The 16,880-nt window shown below is 62.5% G+C and carries 15 protein-coding genes and 1 pseudogene; 10 read left to right on the top strand and 6 right to left on the bottom strand.

Annotated elements, in window-relative coordinates:
• Positions 1 to 34: 34 nt before the first annotated feature.
• The 3 genes from CFB52_RS34425 (at position 35) to CFB52_RS27335 (ending at position 4,730) form a co-directional block, all read left to right on the top strand.
• Positions 35 to 1,603, top strand: a complete 1,569-nt coding sequence (locus CFB52_RS34425) for a hypothetical protein (protein WP_144029770.1) — start codon at positions 35 to 37, stop codon at positions 1,601 to 1,603.
• Entirely contained in the window at positions 1,600 to 2,394 is a 795-nt protein-coding gene (locus CFB52_RS27330) for a TnsA endonuclease N-terminal domain-containing protein (protein ID WP_144029771.1), read from the top strand. The genes CFB52_RS34425 and CFB52_RS27330 overlap by 4 nt, the downstream gene beginning before the upstream one ends.
• Positions 2,395 to 2,777: 383 nt before the next feature.
• Complete coding sequence (locus CFB52_RS27335; protein WP_257220671.1) at positions 2,778 to 4,730, top strand: hypothetical protein; 1,953 nt, start codon at positions 2,778 to 2,780, stop codon at positions 4,728 to 4,730.
• A 403-nt stretch (positions 4,731 to 5,133) separates the two neighbouring features.
• Here CFB52_RS27335 and CFB52_RS27340 read toward each other — a convergent pair whose 3' ends face one another.
• Together CFB52_RS27340 and CFB52_RS27345 are read right to left on the bottom strand one after the other, a co-directional pair.
• Complete coding sequence (locus CFB52_RS27340) at positions 5,134 to 5,496, bottom strand: DUF3331 domain-containing protein (protein WP_306427107.1); 363 nt, start codon at positions 5,494 to 5,496, stop codon at positions 5,134 to 5,136.
• Positions 5,497 to 5,995: 499 nt separating this feature from the next.
• Positions 5,996 to 6,904: a LysR family transcriptional regulator gene (locus tag CFB52_RS27345; protein ID WP_059582208.1), complete on the bottom strand. Its 909-nt coding sequence runs from the start codon at positions 6,902 to 6,904 to the stop codon at positions 5,996 to 5,998.
• A 121-nt stretch (positions 6,905 to 7,025) separates the two neighbouring features.
• Here CFB52_RS27345 and CFB52_RS27350 point away from each other — a divergent pair, with 121 nt between their 5' ends.
• Genes CFB52_RS27350 through CFB52_RS27360 form a run of 3 tightly spaced genes read left to right on the top strand, consistent with a single transcriptional unit; the run spans position 7,026 to position 9,457 of the window.
• Positions 7,026 to 7,739 (top strand): type 1 glutamine amidotransferase domain-containing protein, encoded by a 714-nt coding sequence (locus tag CFB52_RS27350; RefSeq protein WP_099318013.1) that lies wholly within the window; start codon positions 7,026 to 7,028, stop codon positions 7,737 to 7,739.
• Between the two features lie 21 nt (positions 7,740 to 7,760).
• Entirely contained in the window at positions 7,761 to 8,603 is an 843-nt protein-coding gene (locus tag CFB52_RS27355; RefSeq protein WP_099318213.1) for a type 1 glutamine amidotransferase domain-containing protein, read from the top strand.
• Positions 8,604 to 8,662: 59 nt separating this feature from the next.
• A complete protein-coding gene (locus CFB52_RS27360; protein ID WP_099318014.1) occupies positions 8,663 to 9,457 on the top strand; it encodes an SDR family NAD(P)-dependent oxidoreductase in 795 nt (264 codons plus the stop codon).
• Positions 9,458 to 9,734: 277 nt separating this feature from the next.
• Here the strand turns inward: CFB52_RS27360 and CFB52_RS27365 are convergent.
• The 3 genes and pseudogenes from CFB52_RS27365 to CFB52_RS27375 all read right to left on the bottom strand — a co-directional run.
• Positions 9,735 to 9,911, bottom strand: a pseudogene (locus CFB52_RS27365) (amidohydrolase family protein); the annotation flags it as partial.
• A gap of 24 nt (positions 9,912 to 9,935) precedes the next feature.
• On the bottom strand, positions 9,936 to 10,811 hold the full coding sequence (locus CFB52_RS27370) for an SDR family NAD(P)-dependent oxidoreductase (protein ID WP_099318015.1): 876 nt from the start codon (positions 10,809 to 10,811) through the stop codon (positions 9,936 to 9,938).
• A 152-nt stretch (positions 10,812 to 10,963) separates the two neighbouring features.
• Positions 10,964 to 11,542 (bottom strand): TetR/AcrR family transcriptional regulator, encoded by a 579-nt coding sequence (locus tag CFB52_RS27375; RefSeq protein ID WP_059581990.1) that lies wholly within the window; start codon positions 11,540 to 11,542, stop codon positions 10,964 to 10,966.
• Between the two features lie 200 nt (positions 11,543 to 11,742).
• Here CFB52_RS27375 and zwf point away from each other — a divergent pair, with 200 nt between their 5' ends.
• Complete coding sequence (gene zwf / locus CFB52_RS27380) at positions 11,743 to 13,218, top strand: glucose-6-phosphate dehydrogenase (protein ID WP_099318016.1); 1,476 nt, start codon at positions 11,743 to 11,745, stop codon at positions 13,216 to 13,218.
• A gap of 70 nt (positions 13,219 to 13,288) precedes the next feature.
• Here zwf and CFB52_RS27385 read toward each other — a convergent pair whose 3' ends face one another.
• Positions 13,289 to 14,230, bottom strand: a complete 942-nt coding sequence (locus CFB52_RS27385; protein WP_059581985.1) for a LysR family transcriptional regulator — start codon at positions 14,228 to 14,230, stop codon at positions 13,289 to 13,291.
• A 101-nt stretch (positions 14,231 to 14,331) separates the two neighbouring features.
• On the opposite strand from CFB52_RS27385, the gene CFB52_RS27390 reads away from it, so the two are divergent.
• The 3 genes from CFB52_RS27390 to CFB52_RS27400 are packed head-to-tail and all read left to right on the top strand — an operon-like array spanning position 14,332 to position 16,853.
• On the top strand, positions 14,332 to 15,534 hold the full coding sequence (locus tag CFB52_RS27390) for an MFS transporter (protein WP_059581982.1): 1,203 nt from the start codon (positions 14,332 to 14,334) through the stop codon (positions 15,532 to 15,534).
• 28 nt (positions 15,535 to 15,562) lie between these two features.
• The gene (locus CFB52_RS27395; protein ID WP_059581980.1) at positions 15,563 to 15,886 is read left to right on the top strand and encodes a hypothetical protein; all 324 of its coding nucleotides are present in this window, start codon (positions 15,563 to 15,565) and stop codon (positions 15,884 to 15,886) included.
• Between the two features lie 16 nt (positions 15,887 to 15,902).
• Positions 15,903 to 16,853: a TIGR03571 family LLM class oxidoreductase gene (locus CFB52_RS27400; protein WP_099318017.1), complete on the top strand. Its 951-nt coding sequence runs from the start codon at positions 15,903 to 15,905 to the stop codon at positions 16,851 to 16,853.
• The last annotated feature ends 27 nt before the right edge of the window (positions 16,854 to 16,880 follow it).

The following is a 16,880-nucleotide window of genomic DNA, read 5'->3' on the forward strand; positions in this document are numbered from 1 at the left end:
TCCTTTTCGATTTCAATTTTCGACACGTCAAATCATGCAACAACTTACGCCTCGCTTGTTTTCTCAATCGTCCATCTGCGTGGGGGAAGTTTTCGCCACCTATCTCGCAAGGCATCGCTATCGCTCGACGCCTCTCCGTGCTGCACAGCTATACAGTTCATTCCGGCCTTCATGGATTCTTCCCACCCGACTCGACGAATATGTTGAAGCCTTGGGCGATTACATAGGGTCTGTGGATCAAGTCATCGCAAACAATACGCTATTCCCAGGCTTCAACCGTTTCTTATCGATTACAAGCGCGGATTTAATTCTTACCCGATTGAGAGATAACGAGACGAGATTTATATCTCCGTCGTTGACGGGAATGGATCACGGGCACGCATTGAAACGCAATTGGGCCCCCGGGATTTGTCTCGAATGCCTCAACGAAGATATCAGTCCCGACGGTGAAGCATTTTGGCGCCGCGATTTTTTACTAGTTCATATTCGCCATTGCGCGCGCCACGGGGCACGAATTCATGAATTTTGCGATACCTGCGCTCATGGCTTTCGTGGATCGACGCTGGCAACGGCACCTACCAATAGATGCTTGTGTGGAAAGCCATTAATCCCACGTCCACACTTGACTGAACAGCGCGCGGCTCAGTTAGAGTTCGACTTAGCCCGCGGCTGGGCCAAGCTTCTTGACTCGGATTTTGCACCTAATATTCGTGGCCCGGAAATGTGGGCCCTGATACAAAGACGGGCTCAACATCTCGGATTCGTACGCGACGCGCGTGTTAGCTGGGGGAAATTCGAGGAGTTCTTCGCACAGTCGGAGCTCAAAACCATGGCGGCAAGCATCGGATTCCCTTTTCGAAATGATTCCGTCGCAGAGGCACTGCGTGGACAAAAACCAATGGCAAATCCGGTCCAGGCGCTATTTTTATTGATAGCACTATACGGTAGCTGGAGCGCTGTTGAAGCTGCTATCAAGTCCGAAACCCTAACGCGTCCGCTTCCACACAACCAGAAGCGCGTGAATCGAAAGCATCTATCACCAAACAAAGGTCAAATCGAATGGGCTCGGCGGCTCGCCGAATCCATCGCGATGCTTCCAGAGACATGTCGGCTTTACGAGAATCTTCGCGACGCTAATCCGCATCTTCCTCATTCATCGATCATGCGGCTTTTGCCGTGGCTGAATCAGTGCGCGGTAACAATTGACAGGCTTCGTGCACACGGAGTGACGCAGATCCCGACCAGAAAGAGGCCGGAATTTGCCGCCGAAATGGACGCATCTGCAGCAAGCCATATCGAAAACCGCTGGAGAGAGATGATTCAGGCGGGAGCACGGTTTCGCATCACTGGATATCGTCTTTTGCGCGGACACCCCATGGCGAGTAACTGGGGGCGGCCAGAAATACGTGCTCGCTCTCCTATGACCGCGATCGCATTGAACAAGTACGTGGACACAATGATGACTCGTATGCGAAGAGCCCTCCACATCGACGTACTCGCCGGCAAGGTCCCCGGTTGGGCAGTAGAAGACGCTGGAAAGCTTGACGAGATGACGGATCGCGAAATCAGTCTACTTTGGCGACGGCTGCGGAAAAAGAAATGAATATCTTGGAATTACCTCATCCGTTCTCCGCGCCCCGGTTTGTTAAGTTGCCTGCTCGCGATGCATTTGGCGTTTATCACGGGAGTCGTTACGAACCTTTTCACGAAGCGGCAAACATCGGTTTTGCGACACGTTCGTCTTTTAGCGGCATCAAACAGCGACGCGTCCATGAGGCACTTTCACTCAACGAAGCACGTGCCTTGCTAGCGTTCAATTTCAATCCGTATGTGGTCGATATTCGAGAACAATATCCTCTATACAAGCAGGACGACTACAACCGCTCGAAACGCTACGGAGTCAGAATGCCCCTGAATCAGGTCATGACGTATGACATTGTATTGACCCTCGTGCTCCCGCCTGATGAGCGATTGCACTATCACGGCATATCTATCAAGGACGCTCGCGACGAGCTTGGTCAACAGGACCTGGATCGACAAGAACGAGAGCGTATGAATTTCAGTAGTCGCGGCTGGACGTGGGAACTGCTGCGAGGAGACAAATTCAGTAAGCGCGCATTCGGTAACCACGCCCTCTTGAAAACGTGGATTGGCAATAAGAATATCTGGGACTTGTACGAAGAGGCCAAGATCCTCGCGGCTCGCCTCGCCATCCGGTCACTTCGCGGAACACTCGACGATATCTTGAACCGGCACGCCAGACACATGGGCACCAGTGCGAACCATGCATTTGAGCTCTTTGCCGTTGCGGTGTCATTTGGTTTTATCTACATCGATCACAGTCAGGATTTACGCGTGGACAAGCCCTTGCACCTCGAGAATTTCATGTCATGACTAGCGCTAGTGGTACGGAAAATGTAAGACCGATCGTCGGCGACGACTCCCTTATCGCTCGCTTGCACGAATTGCATGAGCGGGAATGGCCCGCCGGGCTACGTCGCTTCGCCCCCTTCAAATTGGCCGGCGATGACGCGGGAGCAGTCTATCGTGCAGTCGCGTGGGATCCCACCACTCTCGCCTTCTACGCTCAGGCCATCGCAATCGACCAATCTCCGCCCGCTTGCAGATTGCCACGTCCCTTCATCTTCGAGACAATCGACGATATGGAAGCGTGGCTTTCTCGCGTCACCCGAATAAACGATCGTCTTCGTCCCGCGCATATGGATGCGCCATGGAGCGAGGTGCGTAGTAGCGCACTTAACGGGTTCTCAAGGCGCATGATGCTCATCAATGCTCTCGTCATGGTCGACACGACGGGCATGGGGAAGGAATCGGACTACATCGTGAACGACTACGTGTTCTTCGACTCGCAACTTCGTAACGAACGCATCCTGCAAATCAAGGCAGCCGTCGGTGGTGGTCCGGGATTTAGGGCAACCCTAGACAAATTGTTGACCAAATTCATCTGGTATGGCGGCGACCCCCGCGCGATGTTGGCTCGGACGGCGGATCGCGGTGGTCCCGACAAGGAACGCCTGGAGCCGGCCCGCAAACCTGGACCGCTATCGGCACTGGAGCAATTGGCTAGAGCACGAGCAATTTCGCAAGGAAAGACTTTCGTCAGGAAAGCAAAGCGGACCGATCAGAATCGCAAGTCCAAGATGGTCGAAGCGGTGAACATAGACTGGGCTGGCAAAAAACGCGGATTAGCATCTGCCCACCGTCGAATGGTCAAGCGTCATTTTCTGGAGTGCCGTGCCGACGATAGACCAAGTTACGGCACGCTCTATTACCATCGCGATAAATGGATTGCACCGGCGAATCATTCCGTTGCCAAGCGCTATGGTCCAAGGGCAACGGAACAATACATCGCCCCGAGGCCCGGTACCTCGAGCGAAATGACACAAGGGGTCATCGAAATATTGGACATCGACGGTATGGTTCCGAAGATGCCCGTTGGCGGTGTGGTCAAAGGTAGACTCGAACCAATGGAGATCTGCGTCATCCTATCGGTATCTCGCCTCTCAGGCGGTGTATGGGGTTACGAAATCTTGCTCTCGAGGGAGCGCGCCGTAGGTTACCGCCAATGCCTCGTCTGGTCACTGCTCTCTATGGCGGACCGCGCCGCGGCACTCGGTCTGGAACCATTGCCCGGCCTTTTGCACGGCAACTTTGATGGATTATTTGCTGACAATGGCCCTGGTAAAGGCAAGCAAGTGCGAATACCCGTGACCGAATCACTTGATGCCAGCATGTTCAATCCAGGACCTGGCAAACCAGAATACCGAGGTGTCGGTGAACGTTTGAACGAAATAATCATCGAGCAGCTTGCAGACGAGACCGACCAAGGCTACACCCGCAGAAACAGCGTTTTGGAACGTGTAAAACGCCGTGAGCGATCCCGTCAATCCCCCATGCCTTTAGATGACTTCGAGAGAGCGCTGCTCAAAGCCATCGACACCATCAACCTCACGTCCGATCGGTCTCACCTGCGCACGATTGAGATGGCGAAACAAGGTATCGGCATAACTCCGGCGAAGCTCCACGAGCATTATCAATCACTACGTCGTGGTCAGGCCGCGCGAGTGTGGACGCCCGACGAGGTTTTCGACGCGTTTCTTCCGTGGGATGAAACGACCTGCTCGCAAGGACGCGTTCGATACAGGAATGCACGGTATAGCTCTCCCGAGCTTGTCGAAATTGCGATCGCCCACGCCAAGCATCCGATCAAGAGGCGCCTGACGGTCGAAATCAAGCGCACCGTTCAGTTCTCTCGGACACTCCTTTGTAGAGGTCCGGACAAAAGGGCCTTTGAAATCGAGATGATTGACGAGGATAAGCGACGTTTCGGCGAAGGAAGTTGGATACAGCTTGAGGCAGCTACTCGCGATGAAAATATCCTCAGAAATGACCTTCAAACGGCACGTGCCAAGCATTCCGGTCGGTTGAAAACCACGCAACAGGAGCGACTTGATGCAATCGAGCGCGGCCGCGGCAACAGTTTCGCCGGCGCCGTAGGCGTAAGCAAGACGCAAGCTAGGAAAAGTGGCGCCGCAGTTCGCGATCGCGCATTGGATGATGTTCAGCGGACAGCATACGGAGTGCCAATGACGACTTCCACAACTGCGTCGATGTCGCAGATCGAGCGTGTTGTCGCCAACGAAGCGGACGACGATCCATTAGCAGCCGCCGCTCGGCAGGCGGAGGAAGCCTACCTAAACACTAAGTAAGCTCCGGCCCCGTATCGCGGCGGCTGGGCTCATGTTTGAGTCCGGTCGAAACGGGGCACTCCGGTCCATCTATGCACGCCCGTTGGGCTGCCTTCTGTGCGCCGTATCCGCATCTAATAGAAAGTCCATGTTCACTTCATCGGCCGTTCACCAAGCTCCAATATGGCTCGATCCTTTACGATCATTGACCCGTGGGAAACCTTGCTGCATGAGCGTTTCAACGCCGTATCCACATCTAATCGAAGAACCGTATCCGCATCTAATCGAAGATCACACAACCGTGGCTTTCGGTCAGATACGGGTACGGCTTTCGATTAGATCCGGCTATGGCTTCCTCACGCATCGCTGAAACGCCCGTAACCGAAATCCCGTCCGAACGAAGCTTGCCCAAGTCTCGTAGACATCAACGATTCTCTTCCGCTTCGTGGAGCGCCGACGCAAGGATCATCGCGTCGGCATTGAGCGGCCTTGGGCGGCCACGGGGCTGATAGACGGCGTCACCGGGCAGGACCGGCCGGCCGCTGATCGCACACACCGCGCTGGTGCGAGCGCGAGTTGCATGCCACGCCTGATCGCCATACGAACAATGCGTCGAATCGTGCCATGCCATCGTTACCGCTGTCGCGCTCACGCGGTCGACGAACCTCACCGAGACGGTCCGCCGCTCCGCGGCGGTCGTCCGCAGGCGCAACCGACGTTCCGTCCGGTGTGCACACAACGACTCGCTCGAAGACGCGAACGATCGCGCATCGTCGCTTCGGCACAATTGGAGAAGCAGACCCAGCGTCTGCTTTCATGGATCCACCGCCATCACGTCAGTCGCGGAATTCATCGTTATCCTCGTTGCGTCGGTACGTTGACTTGTTTTTCTCCCGGCGCGCGCCGCACAAGGCGCGCGATTCGAGCAGCAGCAGCCGTGCACGCACGATGCGCCTACGCATCAGATATTCATGAGGCCGCGAGCCGTAGAACAAAAATGAAACTGTCACCGTTTGCGAGGTAAAGATGTCGCCTCGAGGCCCGGCGCCGGCGGTAAGCAGCCATCTTTGTAGCTCGCCAATGCGTCACCTCGCAACGCTCGTCTTCGTTCAGCACGAGTTCCGCCTTCGGTCGTCCCGTCGCCATGTTGACGTCCCACGTTCCGTTGACGTCAACATACTGCGTCAACATGGGCCAGTTACCGACGGAACGGGACGCTGGCATTTGACGACCGTGGCGCCGGCCCTTCCACCGCGTGCCACAGCGCAGAACGTATCGCAATCGCTTCAAGCCTCGCCCGTCGACGCGACCAACATGTCGATCAAGGTGCGGGACGCGGCCGACAGGCGGCGATGCGGTGCGTACACGACTGAAAACGGCCGTGTGCGCCCGCGCAGATGGGGCAATACCTCGACGAGATTTCCGGCCCGGATCCGATCCTGGACGATGAAGTCATAGGTCTGGCAGATACCGGCGCCACTCTGCGCCATCGACACGACACCGAGCACGTCGTCGGACACCGCGACGTTCGAAGCCGGCAGCCAATCGATGTCGCGATCGCCGTCACGGAATACCCAGGGCGCGATACGGCCGCTGCTGGGCAGCATGAACGGCAAACAAAGATGGTGCTCCAGGTCGGCCACGTTTCCGGGCGTGCCGGCGTGGGCGACGTACTCGGGCGACGCGACAAGGCACAGCGCCGCATCCTCGAGCTTGCGCGCGACCAGACCGCTGTCCGGCAATTCGCCCAGACGGATCGCCAGGTCGAAACCTTCGGCCACGAGATCCACGTTCCGGTTCGCGATGTTCAACTCCACGCGAACGTGCGGGTGTTCCCGCGTGAACCGTCGAAGCAGCGGCGGCAGACGATAGTGCCCGTACGTCGTCGGTACGCTCAGCCGGACATGGCCGGTCAACGTACCGCCGTGCCCCTGAATGGCCCGCTCGGCGTCATCGATCAGCAAAAACGCCGCGCGCGATTGCTCCAGATAGAGCCTGCCGTGCTCCGTCAGGCTCAACCGCCGCGTGGAACGACGCAGCAACTGCGTGCCCAGCCGGGCCTCCAGACGTGTGATGGCCCGGCTCAACACGGAAGGCGTGCTCCCCAATGCGACCGCACCGGCAGTCATCGAGCCTTTTTCGACCACCGTCACGAACGCTTCCACATCACCGAGATGGTCGAATTTACGCGCCATCTTGTCCTCCAAAGAACAAAAGCTTTACTTTCGCGCCAGTTTATCTTCATCGATGAGCCAAATAAAGTGCGTGCGTCGTGACTGCATCGTCGAGTCACCCGTTGAAATCCAGGAGCACAGCATGAATGGCGAACATCGCGACCGGCAGCATCTGCAGGTTCTATTCGTACTCACGAGCCACGCGAGGAAAGGCTCAACCGGCGAGCCGACCGGTTTCTATCTCGGCGAAGTGACGCATCCGCTGGCTGAACTGGACGCGGCCGGCATTCCCGTCGAATTCGCATCGATTCAGGGCGGCGAACCGCCGGTCGACGGGCTCGACCTGACCGATGAAATCAATGCGCGCTATTGGAACGACCGTGATTTCCGCGACGCGCTCCGCCACACGCAGCGGCTGGGCGACGTCGATGCGTCGAAGTATGCCGCTGTCTTCTTTGCCGGCGGCCACGGCGCGATGTGGGACTTTCCGGGCAATCCCGACGTGCAGAAAGTGACCCGCGACATTCATGACGCGGGTGGCGTGGTCGGCGCGGTGTGTCATGGGCCGGCCGCACTGGTCGACGTGAAGCTCGGCGACGGTACATATTTCGTCGCCGGCAAGAATCTGAGTGCCTTCACGGACGAGGAAGAACGGGCCGTCCAGCTCGATCGCGTCGTGCCGTTCCTGCTCGCGAGCACCTTGAAGCAGCGCGGCGCACTTCACCATCCCGTGCCGAACTGGACCGCCAAGGTCGTCGTCGACGGACGGCTGGTGACGGGCCAGAACCCGCAGTCGGCCGCCGGCGTGGGCGCCGCGATGCGTCATCTGTTGCTCGCCCGTTCACGACAAGCTTGAACCTTCCCGATGGAGAAAACGATGTATTCGATGCGCAAGCTCGCCGTTGCGGCAATGCTCGGCATTGCCGCGTACGGCGCTCATGCGGCCAACGTGCTCGTGGTGTTGTCGGATTCCGATCACCTCGACCTGAAGGATGACAAGGTCTTCGCGACGGGCTTCTACCTGAACGAGCTGATGCAGCCCGTGAAGGCGCTGCTCGATGCCGGCCATCAGGTGACCTTCGCCACGCCGGAGGGCAAGGCGCCGACGCTGGACGTCACGTCGGCCGACAAGATGTACTTCAACGGCGACGACAACGCGATGCGCGACTATCGGGCCTTGCTCGACCGGCTACAAATCACGTCGCGCACGCATTCCCCGGTGATCAGCCTGTCGCGGGTGGAGCAGATCGGCTACGCGCACTTCGATGCCGTCTATGTTCCCGGCGGCCATGCGCCGATGCAGGACCTGTCGACCAGTGCCGCCGTGGGCAGATTGCTGGCCGACTTTCACGCGCGCGGCAAGACCACGGCGCTCGTTTGCCACGGCCCGATTGCGCTGCTGTCGACGCTGCCCGATGCGCCGGGCTTTGTACGAAAGCTCGCGGCGGGAAACGCGGGCGATGGCGACACGAAATGGATCTACGCCGGCTACCGGATGACGGTGATCAGCAACGCGGAAGAAGAGCAAGCCAAAGGGCTGCTCGGCGGCGGCGCGATGAAGTTCTATCCGCAGACTGCATTGCAGCGCGCGGGTGGAATCTACAGCAGCAACGCGGTGCCGTTTACCGCGCACATGGTCACCGACCGTGAATTGATCACCGGACAGAATCCGGCGTCGGCGCTGGACGTCGCCGGCGAAATGCTGAAGCGGCTCAAGTAGTCATGCCGTGCAATCGACCGGCAATGCCGGTTACTCGATGAGTAAAGGAGAAGCAAACCGTGGATCTGCAACTTGAAGGAAAAACTGCGATCGTCACCGGTGCCACTGCCGGCATCGGCATGGCCATCGCGCGAACGTTGGCCGCGGAAGGTGTCGCGGTGACGATCACGGGGCGGCAACGAGACAAGCTCGACGCAGCCGTCGCGGAGCTCTCCGCTGCCGCGCCGCGCGGCAGCGTACGCGGCATCGTCGCCGACGTGAGCGGCGACCGAGGCGTCGCGGAACTGATCGATGCACAACCGGACACGGACATTCTCGTGAACAATCTCGGCTACTACGAAGCCAAGCCGTTCGCGGAGATCACCGATGACGACTGGCTGCGAATGATCGACGTCAACGTGATGTCGGGTGTCAGGCTGTCGCGTCATTACTTTCCGCGCATGCTCGCGAAGAACTGGGGGCGAGTGATTTTCATGTCCAGCGAAGTCGGCGCCTTCACGCCGCCGGACATGGTGCACTACGGTGTCAGCAAATCGGCTCAACTCGCGGTTTCGCGCGGAATGGCCGAACTGACGAAGGGAACCGGCGTGACCGTCAACAGCGTACTGCCATCCGCCACGCGATCCGAAGGCATCGTCGCATATCTTCGCCAAACCGCGCCGCGGCCCGATATGACCGATGCGGAAATCGAATCGCACTTCTTCGACACGTATCGTCCGAGCTCGCTGATTGCCCGCATGATCGAGGCCGACGAGATTGCCGCGATGGTGGCGTTGCTCGCCAGTCCTCTGGGTGCGGCATCCAATGGCGCCGCGGTGCGCGTCGAGGGCGGCACCTACCGGTCGATTCTCTGAGATGGCACGCGAAGTGCATCGACGCCAGGCGATACCATCGAAGAACAGGCCGATCGGATAAGCGATACGCGGTTTTGGGTTGCCGTCTTTTTCGATGGCGAGCGAAGTCGCCGTCGCAACCCACACCAGATCGTCGAAGCGGGTATCAGGTCGAATGAGCCCTGCGTTATGAGCACGACCGCGCGGGCGCTTGCGCCATCCGCCTTCAAACGTATCCCCCGATCGCGGGGGACATCGTTTTGTTGGCGGCTTCAAGTTTCGCGACATCCTCCCCGCGCTATGCAAATCCGTACAACTTCGCGGGATTGGTGACGAATATCCGTTGCTGCCAGTCCGCACGCCCGATCCAGCCCGCGATCACGTCCAGCATGCTTGCATCGTCGGGCTTGTCCGTCTTCTGCGTGGGGTGCGGCCAGTCGGTGCCCCAGAGCACGCGCTCCGGCGCCATGTCGATGCCGCCGGCAACGAACCGCCCGGCTCAGCCAATTTCCTTCAACGCCCGCAGCCCGTCCGGCAGCACCGCATCCGGAAACTGCGTCGACAGCGTCGCATCCCGCCACCGCGCGGCCTCTTCCGCGCGCTGCCGTTCCGCCTGCTCGCAGACGAACAGCGCATCGCCGCCGAGCAGCAGGCGCAGCGGCACGTCGTCGCGGCGCGACAGGTCGACGATCAGCGCCGCGATCCGTGCGGGATCGCCGATCTCGTGACCGCCATACGCGCCGAGCAACTCGAGGATCTTCCCGACCGACGGTTGATAGTCGGGCAGCAGATCGTCGATGTCGCGCTTCGCCTGCGCGGCCCAGTCGGTGCGCATGCCGCCCGGTTCGAGCGTGCACACGCGCACGCCGAACGGCGCGACTTCCTTCGCGAGCACGTCGCTGAATCCGCCGACTGCCCACTTCGCGGCCTGATACGCGGACAATCCGGGCGTCGCCGTCCTCCCGCCGACCGACGACACCTGGAAGATGTGCCCCGCGCGCTGCGCGCGCATCGTCGGCAGCACCGCGCGCGTGAGGTTGATCACGCCGAACAGGTTCGTTTCGATCTGGTCGCGGAAGGCTTCGGCGCTCATCTGCTCGAACGGCGCCGTGTGGCCGTAGCCCGCGTTGTTCACCAGCACGTCGATGCGGCCGAACGCCGCGCGCGCCGCCGCGACGGCTTGCGCGGCCGCCGCTTCGTCGGTGACATCGAGCTCGACCGGCAGCAGCCGGTTGCCATACCGTTCGGCCAGATCGGCCAGTCGCGCGGGATCGCGCGCGCCGGCCACCAGCCGGTCCCCCGCTGCCAGCACCGCTTCCGAAATCGCGCGACCGAGGCCGCGCGCGGCTCCCGTTACCAACCAGACTTTCGACATTTTCCACTCCTTGATCGTGATGAAACCATCAAAATGAATGATTACTCACTCATTAATATGGGCGACGCGTCGATCGTTCGTGACCTGCGCCGTCCTGCCTGCCCCACCCCGCCGTCGCCGCGGCACATGCCGCCACGACGCCATTCCTCGACTCACACCGCGTGCAATACCGCCCACAACGCTCGAAACCCGGCTTCCCGGTATGCATCGGCGCGCGCCGGATCGCGGGCGATCGACTCCATCGCGGTTTCCGCGATCGACGTAAACAACGCCGAGCAGAACGCATGCGCTTCGTCGCGGCTCAACGCGCCCGACGCGGCGACCTGTTCGCGCAGCAGCGCGCCGATCCCGCCGAAGCCTTCCGAGCCCGCGGCCCGATGCGCATCGTCGATGCGCCCGCTCACGCCCAACTGCCGCAGCGCGCGCCGGCCGTCCGGATTCGCGACGCCCCACGACACATAGCCGTTCCACGCATGCCGCACCGCCTGCTCGGCCGGCGCATGTTCCGGAAACCCGGTCATCATCGCTTCGCGCATGTCGGCCTTCAGGCTCACGTACAGCGCGTTCAACAACGCATCCTTGGTCTCGAAGTACGTGAACACCGTGCCTTCCGCCACGCCGGCAAGCCGTGCGATGCGCGCGGTGGTCGCGCTCGCGCCGTCCTCGGCGAGCGCGCGCGCGGCAGCCGCGAGGATGGCTTCGTGCTTGTCGGGACTGCGCGGTCGGGCCACGGTCGATTCCTTTAATGAGTGAGTGCTCAATCATAATCGACCCATCATCGGAAATGCAAGCCCCGTTACATCGCGCGAACGCAGACGCAAACCATCAAAACGGTGCACTATTAGCGTTTTGCCGTACCGGCGCCGGCCAACCGGCGCCCGATGCCCTCGACGTTCGTTTCACGTTCACCGTTTCAAACCGCGAACCTCCCATGACGAATCAGCCTTCCCAGACCGCGGCCGACCGGCCCGTCGACATGATCATTTTCGGCGGCGGCGGCGACCTGGCCGCCCGCAAGCTGTTGCCCGCGCTGTACATGGCGCACCTGCACTGCAATCTTCCGCCCGAGACGCGCATCATCGCCGTCGGCCGCCGCGACTGGGGCATCGACGGCTATCGCAAGTTCATGGACGAGCAGTCGCGCCCGTTCATCGACGCGAAGGCGTTCGACGCCGACGCGTGGGCCCGCTTCCTCGACCTGTTCAAGTACGTGCTGATCGACGTGAACACGCCGGACGACTACCAGCGGCTCGCCGAAGCGGCGCGCGGAGAGGCCGTGCGCGTGTTCTACCTGTCGACGTCACCGGAACTGTTCACGACGATCTGCGACAACCTGTCGGCCGCGCACCTCGTCGACGCGCATTCGCGCGTCGTCCTCGAAAAGCCGCTCGGCCACGATCTCGCTTCCGCGAAGGCGATCAACGACGCGGTCGGCAAGCACTTCGAGGAATCGCAGATCTACCGGATCGACCACTATCTCGGCAAGGAAACCGTGCAGAACCTGATGGTGCTGCGCTTCGGCAACCCGATCTTCGGGCCGCTGTGGCAGGCGCCGAACATCCGCAGCGTGCAGATCACGGTCGCGGAAACGGTCGGCGTCGGCAGCCGCGCGGGCTTCTACGACCATACCGGCGCGCTGCGCGACATGGTGCAGAACCACCTGCTGCAGCTGCTGTGCATCGTCGCGATGGAGCCGCCCGTGTCGCTCGACCCGGACGCGGTGCGCGACGAGAAGCTGAAGGTGCTGCGCTCGCTGCGACCGATGTCGCTGTCGGACGTCGCGCGCGACACGGTGCGCGGCCAGTACACGGCCGGCGCGGTCGACGGCCAGCCGGTCAAGGGCTATCTCGAGGAAGACAACGTGCCGGCGGACAGCCGCGCGGAAACCTTCGTCGCGCTGCGCGCGCACATCAACAACTGGCGCTGGGCGAACGTGCCGTTCTTCCTGCGCACCGGCAAGCGGTTGCAGCGCCGCCAGTCGGAAATCGTGATCGAGTTCGCGGACATGCCGTTCTCGATCATCCCGACCGGCCCGCGCAATTACGGCAACCGCCTCGTGATCCAGCTCCAGCCGGAAGAGTCGATCCAGTTGCAGATGCTCGCGAAGGAACCGGGCAGCGGCATGAACATGGTGCCGGTGAGCCTGAATCTCGACCTGCAGCAGGCGATTCCGGAACGGCGCGCGGAAGCGTACGAACGGCTGCTGATCGACGTGATCCGCGGCCGCCTCACGCACTTCATGCGCCGCGACGAGCTCGAAGCCGCGTGGTCGTGGGTCGAGCCGATCCTCGACGGCTGGAAGCAGCTCGGCGACCGGCCGCGCCTGTACACGGCCGGCACGTTCGGGCCCGCGGCCTCGTCGGCGCTGCTCGCGCGCGACGGGATGTCGTGGGCCGAAGAGGCGTAATCGCAGCACGACGGCGTGCCGACGCGCGGCACGCCGGCTCCCGAAGGGCAGCGCCGCCTGCCCTGCGTCGCTACTGCGGCTCCATCCACGCGGCCTTGCGCCGCGCCCGCCCGTCACCGCCGCTGCCGCCGCCCAGCACCTCGATCAGATAGTCGACGAACGACGCGATCCGCGACGAGATCGCGGTATTGCGGTAGTACACCGCGTGAATCGGCTGCTGGACGTCGAGCGTCTGGCGCGCGAGCACCTGCACCAGCCGCCCCGCATCGCGATCCTGCGCGGTCACGAAATCGGACAGGCAGACGACACCCGTGCCCTCCAGCGCAAGCTGCCGCAGCGTTTCGCCGCTCGACGAATACACGTCCGGCTCGATGCGGTACGCTTCGCCGTCCGTGCCGAGGATCGGCCATACGTTCAGCGATTCGGGCTGCGTGAAGCCGAGCAGCGTGTGCTTGTCGAGATCCTCGACCTTGCGCGGCTGGCCATGCGCTTCGATATACGCGGGGCTCGCTAGGATACGCAGCCGGCTGTTGCCGATGCGCCGGCTGTGCAGCGTCGAATCCTTCAGCCGGCCGATCCGGACCGCGACGTCGGTGCGCCGCTCCAGCAGATCGGTGATGCCCTCGTTGCTGTTCAGTTCCAGCTCGACCTTCGGGAAGCGCTCGCGGTAGCCGCGCACGAGCGGCACGATCACGTGCAGCATGAACGGCGTCGCGGCGTCGACGCGCAGGCGCCCGGACGGCATCTCGCGCCGCGCGAGCATCTGCTCCTCCGCGTTCTCGACCGATTCGATGATCGCGCGCGCGTCCTGCAGGAACGCGCGCCCTTCCTCGGTCAGTTCGAGCCGGCGCGTGGTCCGGCGCAGCAGCGTGGTCTTCAGCTTTTCCTCGAGCCGCGCGAGCGTGCGGCTCGTCGCCGACACGGTGAGATCGAGCTGCTGGGCGGCCGCCGTGATCGAACCGGTATCGACCACGGCGGTAAAGGCCTGGAGTTCGTCGAGGGTGGTCTTCATTGTTGAGTTGAAATCAAAACAATTTGGTTTATAGACGAGTTTTTCAGCAAAAGTAAAGCCGGCACACTGCGATCCATTCCTACTGAAACCCGGATCCCGTCATGCCACTCGCGTTGCTTGCGCTGACCATCAGCGCCTTTGCCATCGGCACCACCGAATTCGTGATCGTCGGGCTGATCCCGACGATCGGCGCCGACCTCGGCGTCAGCCTGCCGTCCGCCGGCCTGCTCGTCAGCCTGTACGCGCTGGCCGTCGCCATCGGCGCGCCGCTGCTCACCGCGCTCACCGGCCGCGTGCCGCGCAAGGCGCTGCTCGCCGGGCTGATGGCGCTCTTCACCGTCGGCAACCTCGTCGCATGGCAGGCGCCCGGCTACGAATCGCTGATCGTCGCGCGCGTGCTCACCGGCCTCGCGCACGGCGTGTTCTTCTCGGTCGGCTCCATCATCGCGACCACGCTCGTGCCGAAGGAGAAGGCCGCCAGCGCGATCGCGACGATGTTCAGCGGCATGACCGTCGCGTTCGTCGCCGGCATTCCGCTCGGCACCTTCATCGGCCAGCACTTCGGCTGGCGCGCGACGTTCCTGATCGTCGCGCTGTTCGGCCTCGTCGCATTCGTCGGCGCAGTCGCCTTCGTGCCGCGCGCGCTGCCGCAGACGCCGCCGGCCCCTCTCGCCCGCCAGTTGCGCGTGCTGGCCCAGCCGCGCCTGCTGCTCGTCTATGCGATGACGGCGGTCGGTTACGGCGGCTCGCTGATCGCATTCACCTATATGGCGCCGCTGCTCGAACAGATCGCCGGCTTCACGCCGTCGCAGGTCAGCCTCGTGCTGGTCGGCTACGGCGTATCGGTCGCGGTCGGCAACGTGTGGGGCGGCAAGCTCGCGGACGCCGTCGGCCCCGTGAAGGCGCTCAAGCGGATCTTCCTGCTGCTCGCGATCGTGCTGCTCGCGCTGACCTTCACGATCCACGTGAAATGGCTCGCGGTGCTGACGATGCTCGCGTGGGGCGCCGTGGCGTTCGGCAACGTGCCGGGGCTGCAGGTGTACGTCGTCAAGCAGGCGCGCCACTTCGCGCCGGACGCCGCCGACGTCGCATCGGGTTTCAACATCGCCGCCTTCAACCTCGGCGTGGCCGGCGGCTCGTCGCTCGGCGGCCTGATCGTCGCGAACGTCGGCCTCGGCCACACCCCGTGGATCGCCGCCGTCGTCACGCTCGGCGCGTTTGCACTCACCGCGTTGAGCGGCCGTCTCGACCGCCGCCACGGGCTGCCGGAACGCACGGCCGAACCCGTCGAACTCGCGCACTGAACGTCACCTTTTCACAGGAGCCACCAGCATGAACGCATCGACCCAACGTCCGCCGTTCGCCGGCAAGACATTCGAAGTCCGCTACGACGGCCTCACCGCGCTCAACGCGTACGACGAGGACGGCCTTCATATGCGCTACGAGATCACCGAAGGCCCGTATGCGGGCGCGAAAGGTGAAGTCGAATACACGTGGCAGCGCGTGGCCGGCGACACCTACGCGATCTCGTGGCAGGAAGCCGATCGCGCCACCGTCGTGCATGTCGACGACTTCGCCGCCGGCACGTCGCGCTCGTTCTTCACCGCGGCGTCGCTCGACTTCTACCGGCTCGACGGCAGCCTGCGCGCGGTCTGAACGGAGCAACCCGATCATGTCCCCCTCTCTCGACAAGCTCGCCGCCGGCGGCTTCAGCATCGGCGTCGAACTGCCGCTCGACAACGACTGGACCGCGTCCGGCAACGCGAAACGCCGGCATGACGGCCGCCACCCCGGCGTGCCCGACCTGGAAATCCACGCGGAGCTCGCGCAACTGGCCGACACGCTCGGCTTTCGCGCGCTCTGGGTGCGCGACGTGCCGCTGTACGACCCGTCGTTCGGCGACGCCGCGCAGGTGTTCGAAACGTTCTCGTATCTCGGCTACCTCGCCGGCATCACGCGCGACATCCTGCTCGGCACGGCCGCCGTCGTGCTGCCGCTGCGCGAACGGCTGCTGACGCTGAAATCGGCCGCGACGATCCAGGAACTGAGCCGCGGGCGCCTGCTGCTCGGCGTCGCGAGCGGCGACCGGCCGGTCGAATATCCGCTGTTCGGCCGCGACTTCGCGTCGCGCGGGGCGAACTTCCGCGACCAGATCGCGTTGCTGCGCGACGGCGCACGCGGGCATCTGCCGCCCGGCCTGGAAGTGCTGCCCGCCGCGCGCTCGCCGGTGCCGCTGCTCGTCGCCGGCCTCGCTCAGCAGACGCCCGCGTGGATCGGCGAATACATGGACGGCTGCCTCGCGTATCCGGGCACGCCGGCCGACCACGCGCAGCGCGCCGCGAACTGGCGTGCGGTGGCCGGCGACAAGCCGTACGTGAGCTTCATCCACCTCGACCTCGCGGAAGATCCGTACGAACCGCTGCAGCGGCACCGCTTCGGCGCGCGCGCGGGACGCATCGCGCTGACGGAAGAACTCGCGGCGATGCGCGACGCGGGCGTGCGGCACATCGGCCTGCATTTCCGCCGCAACCAGCGGCCGCTCGACGAGACGATGGCCGAGATCGCATCGGACGTGCTGCCCGCGTTCCATTCGATCACGGATCCGCAGGCGCGCGTCGCATAAGGCCGCCACGGCCCGCACGCGCCCGCG

Source organism: Burkholderia sp. AU18528 (assembly GCF_002223215.2).
Taxonomy (GTDB): domain Bacteria; phylum Pseudomonadota; class Gammaproteobacteria; order Burkholderiales; family Burkholderiaceae; genus Burkholderia; species Burkholderia semiarida.

Coding starts and splice junctions, on each gene's coding strand:
- CFB52_RS27355 (WP_099318213.1), top strand. CDS start 7,761: ATGTATTCGATGCGCAAGCTCGCCGTTGCGGCAATGCTCGGCATTGCC.
- CFB52_RS27330 (WP_144029771.1), top strand. CDS start 1,600: ATGAATATCTTGGAATTACCTCATCCGTTCTCCGCGCCCCGGTTTGTT.
- CFB52_RS27395 (WP_059581980.1), top strand. CDS start 15,563: ATGAACGCATCGACCCAACGTCCGCCGTTCGCCGGCAAGACATTCGAA.
- zwf (WP_099318016.1), top strand. CDS start 11,743: ATGACGAATCAGCCTTCCCAGACCGCGGCCGACCGGCCCGTCGACATG.
- CFB52_RS27385 (WP_059581985.1), bottom strand. CDS start 14,230: ATGAAGACCACCCTCGACGAACTCCAGGCCTTTACCGCCGTGGTCGAT.
- CFB52_RS27390 (WP_059581982.1), top strand. CDS start 14,332: ATGCCACTCGCGTTGCTTGCGCTGACCATCAGCGCCTTTGCCATCGGC.
- CFB52_RS34425 (WP_144029770.1), top strand. CDS start 35: ATGCAACAACTTACGCCTCGCTTGTTTTCTCAATCGTCCATCTGCGTG.
- CFB52_RS27350 (WP_099318013.1), top strand. CDS start 7,026: ATGAATGGCGAACATCGCGACCGGCAGCATCTGCAGGTTCTATTCGTA.
- CFB52_RS27345 (WP_059582208.1), bottom strand. CDS start 6,904: ATGGCGCGTAAATTCGACCATCTCGGTGATGTGGAAGCGTTCGTGACG.
- CFB52_RS27370 (WP_099318015.1), bottom strand. CDS start 10,811: ATGTCGAAAGTCTGGTTGGTAACGGGAGCCGCGCGCGGCCTCGGTCGC.
- CFB52_RS27400 (WP_099318017.1), top strand. CDS start 15,903: ATGTCCCCCTCTCTCGACAAGCTCGCCGCCGGCGGCTTCAGCATCGGC.
- CFB52_RS27335 (WP_257220671.1), top strand. CDS start 2,778: ATGATGCTCATCAATGCTCTCGTCATGGTCGACACGACGGGCATGGGG.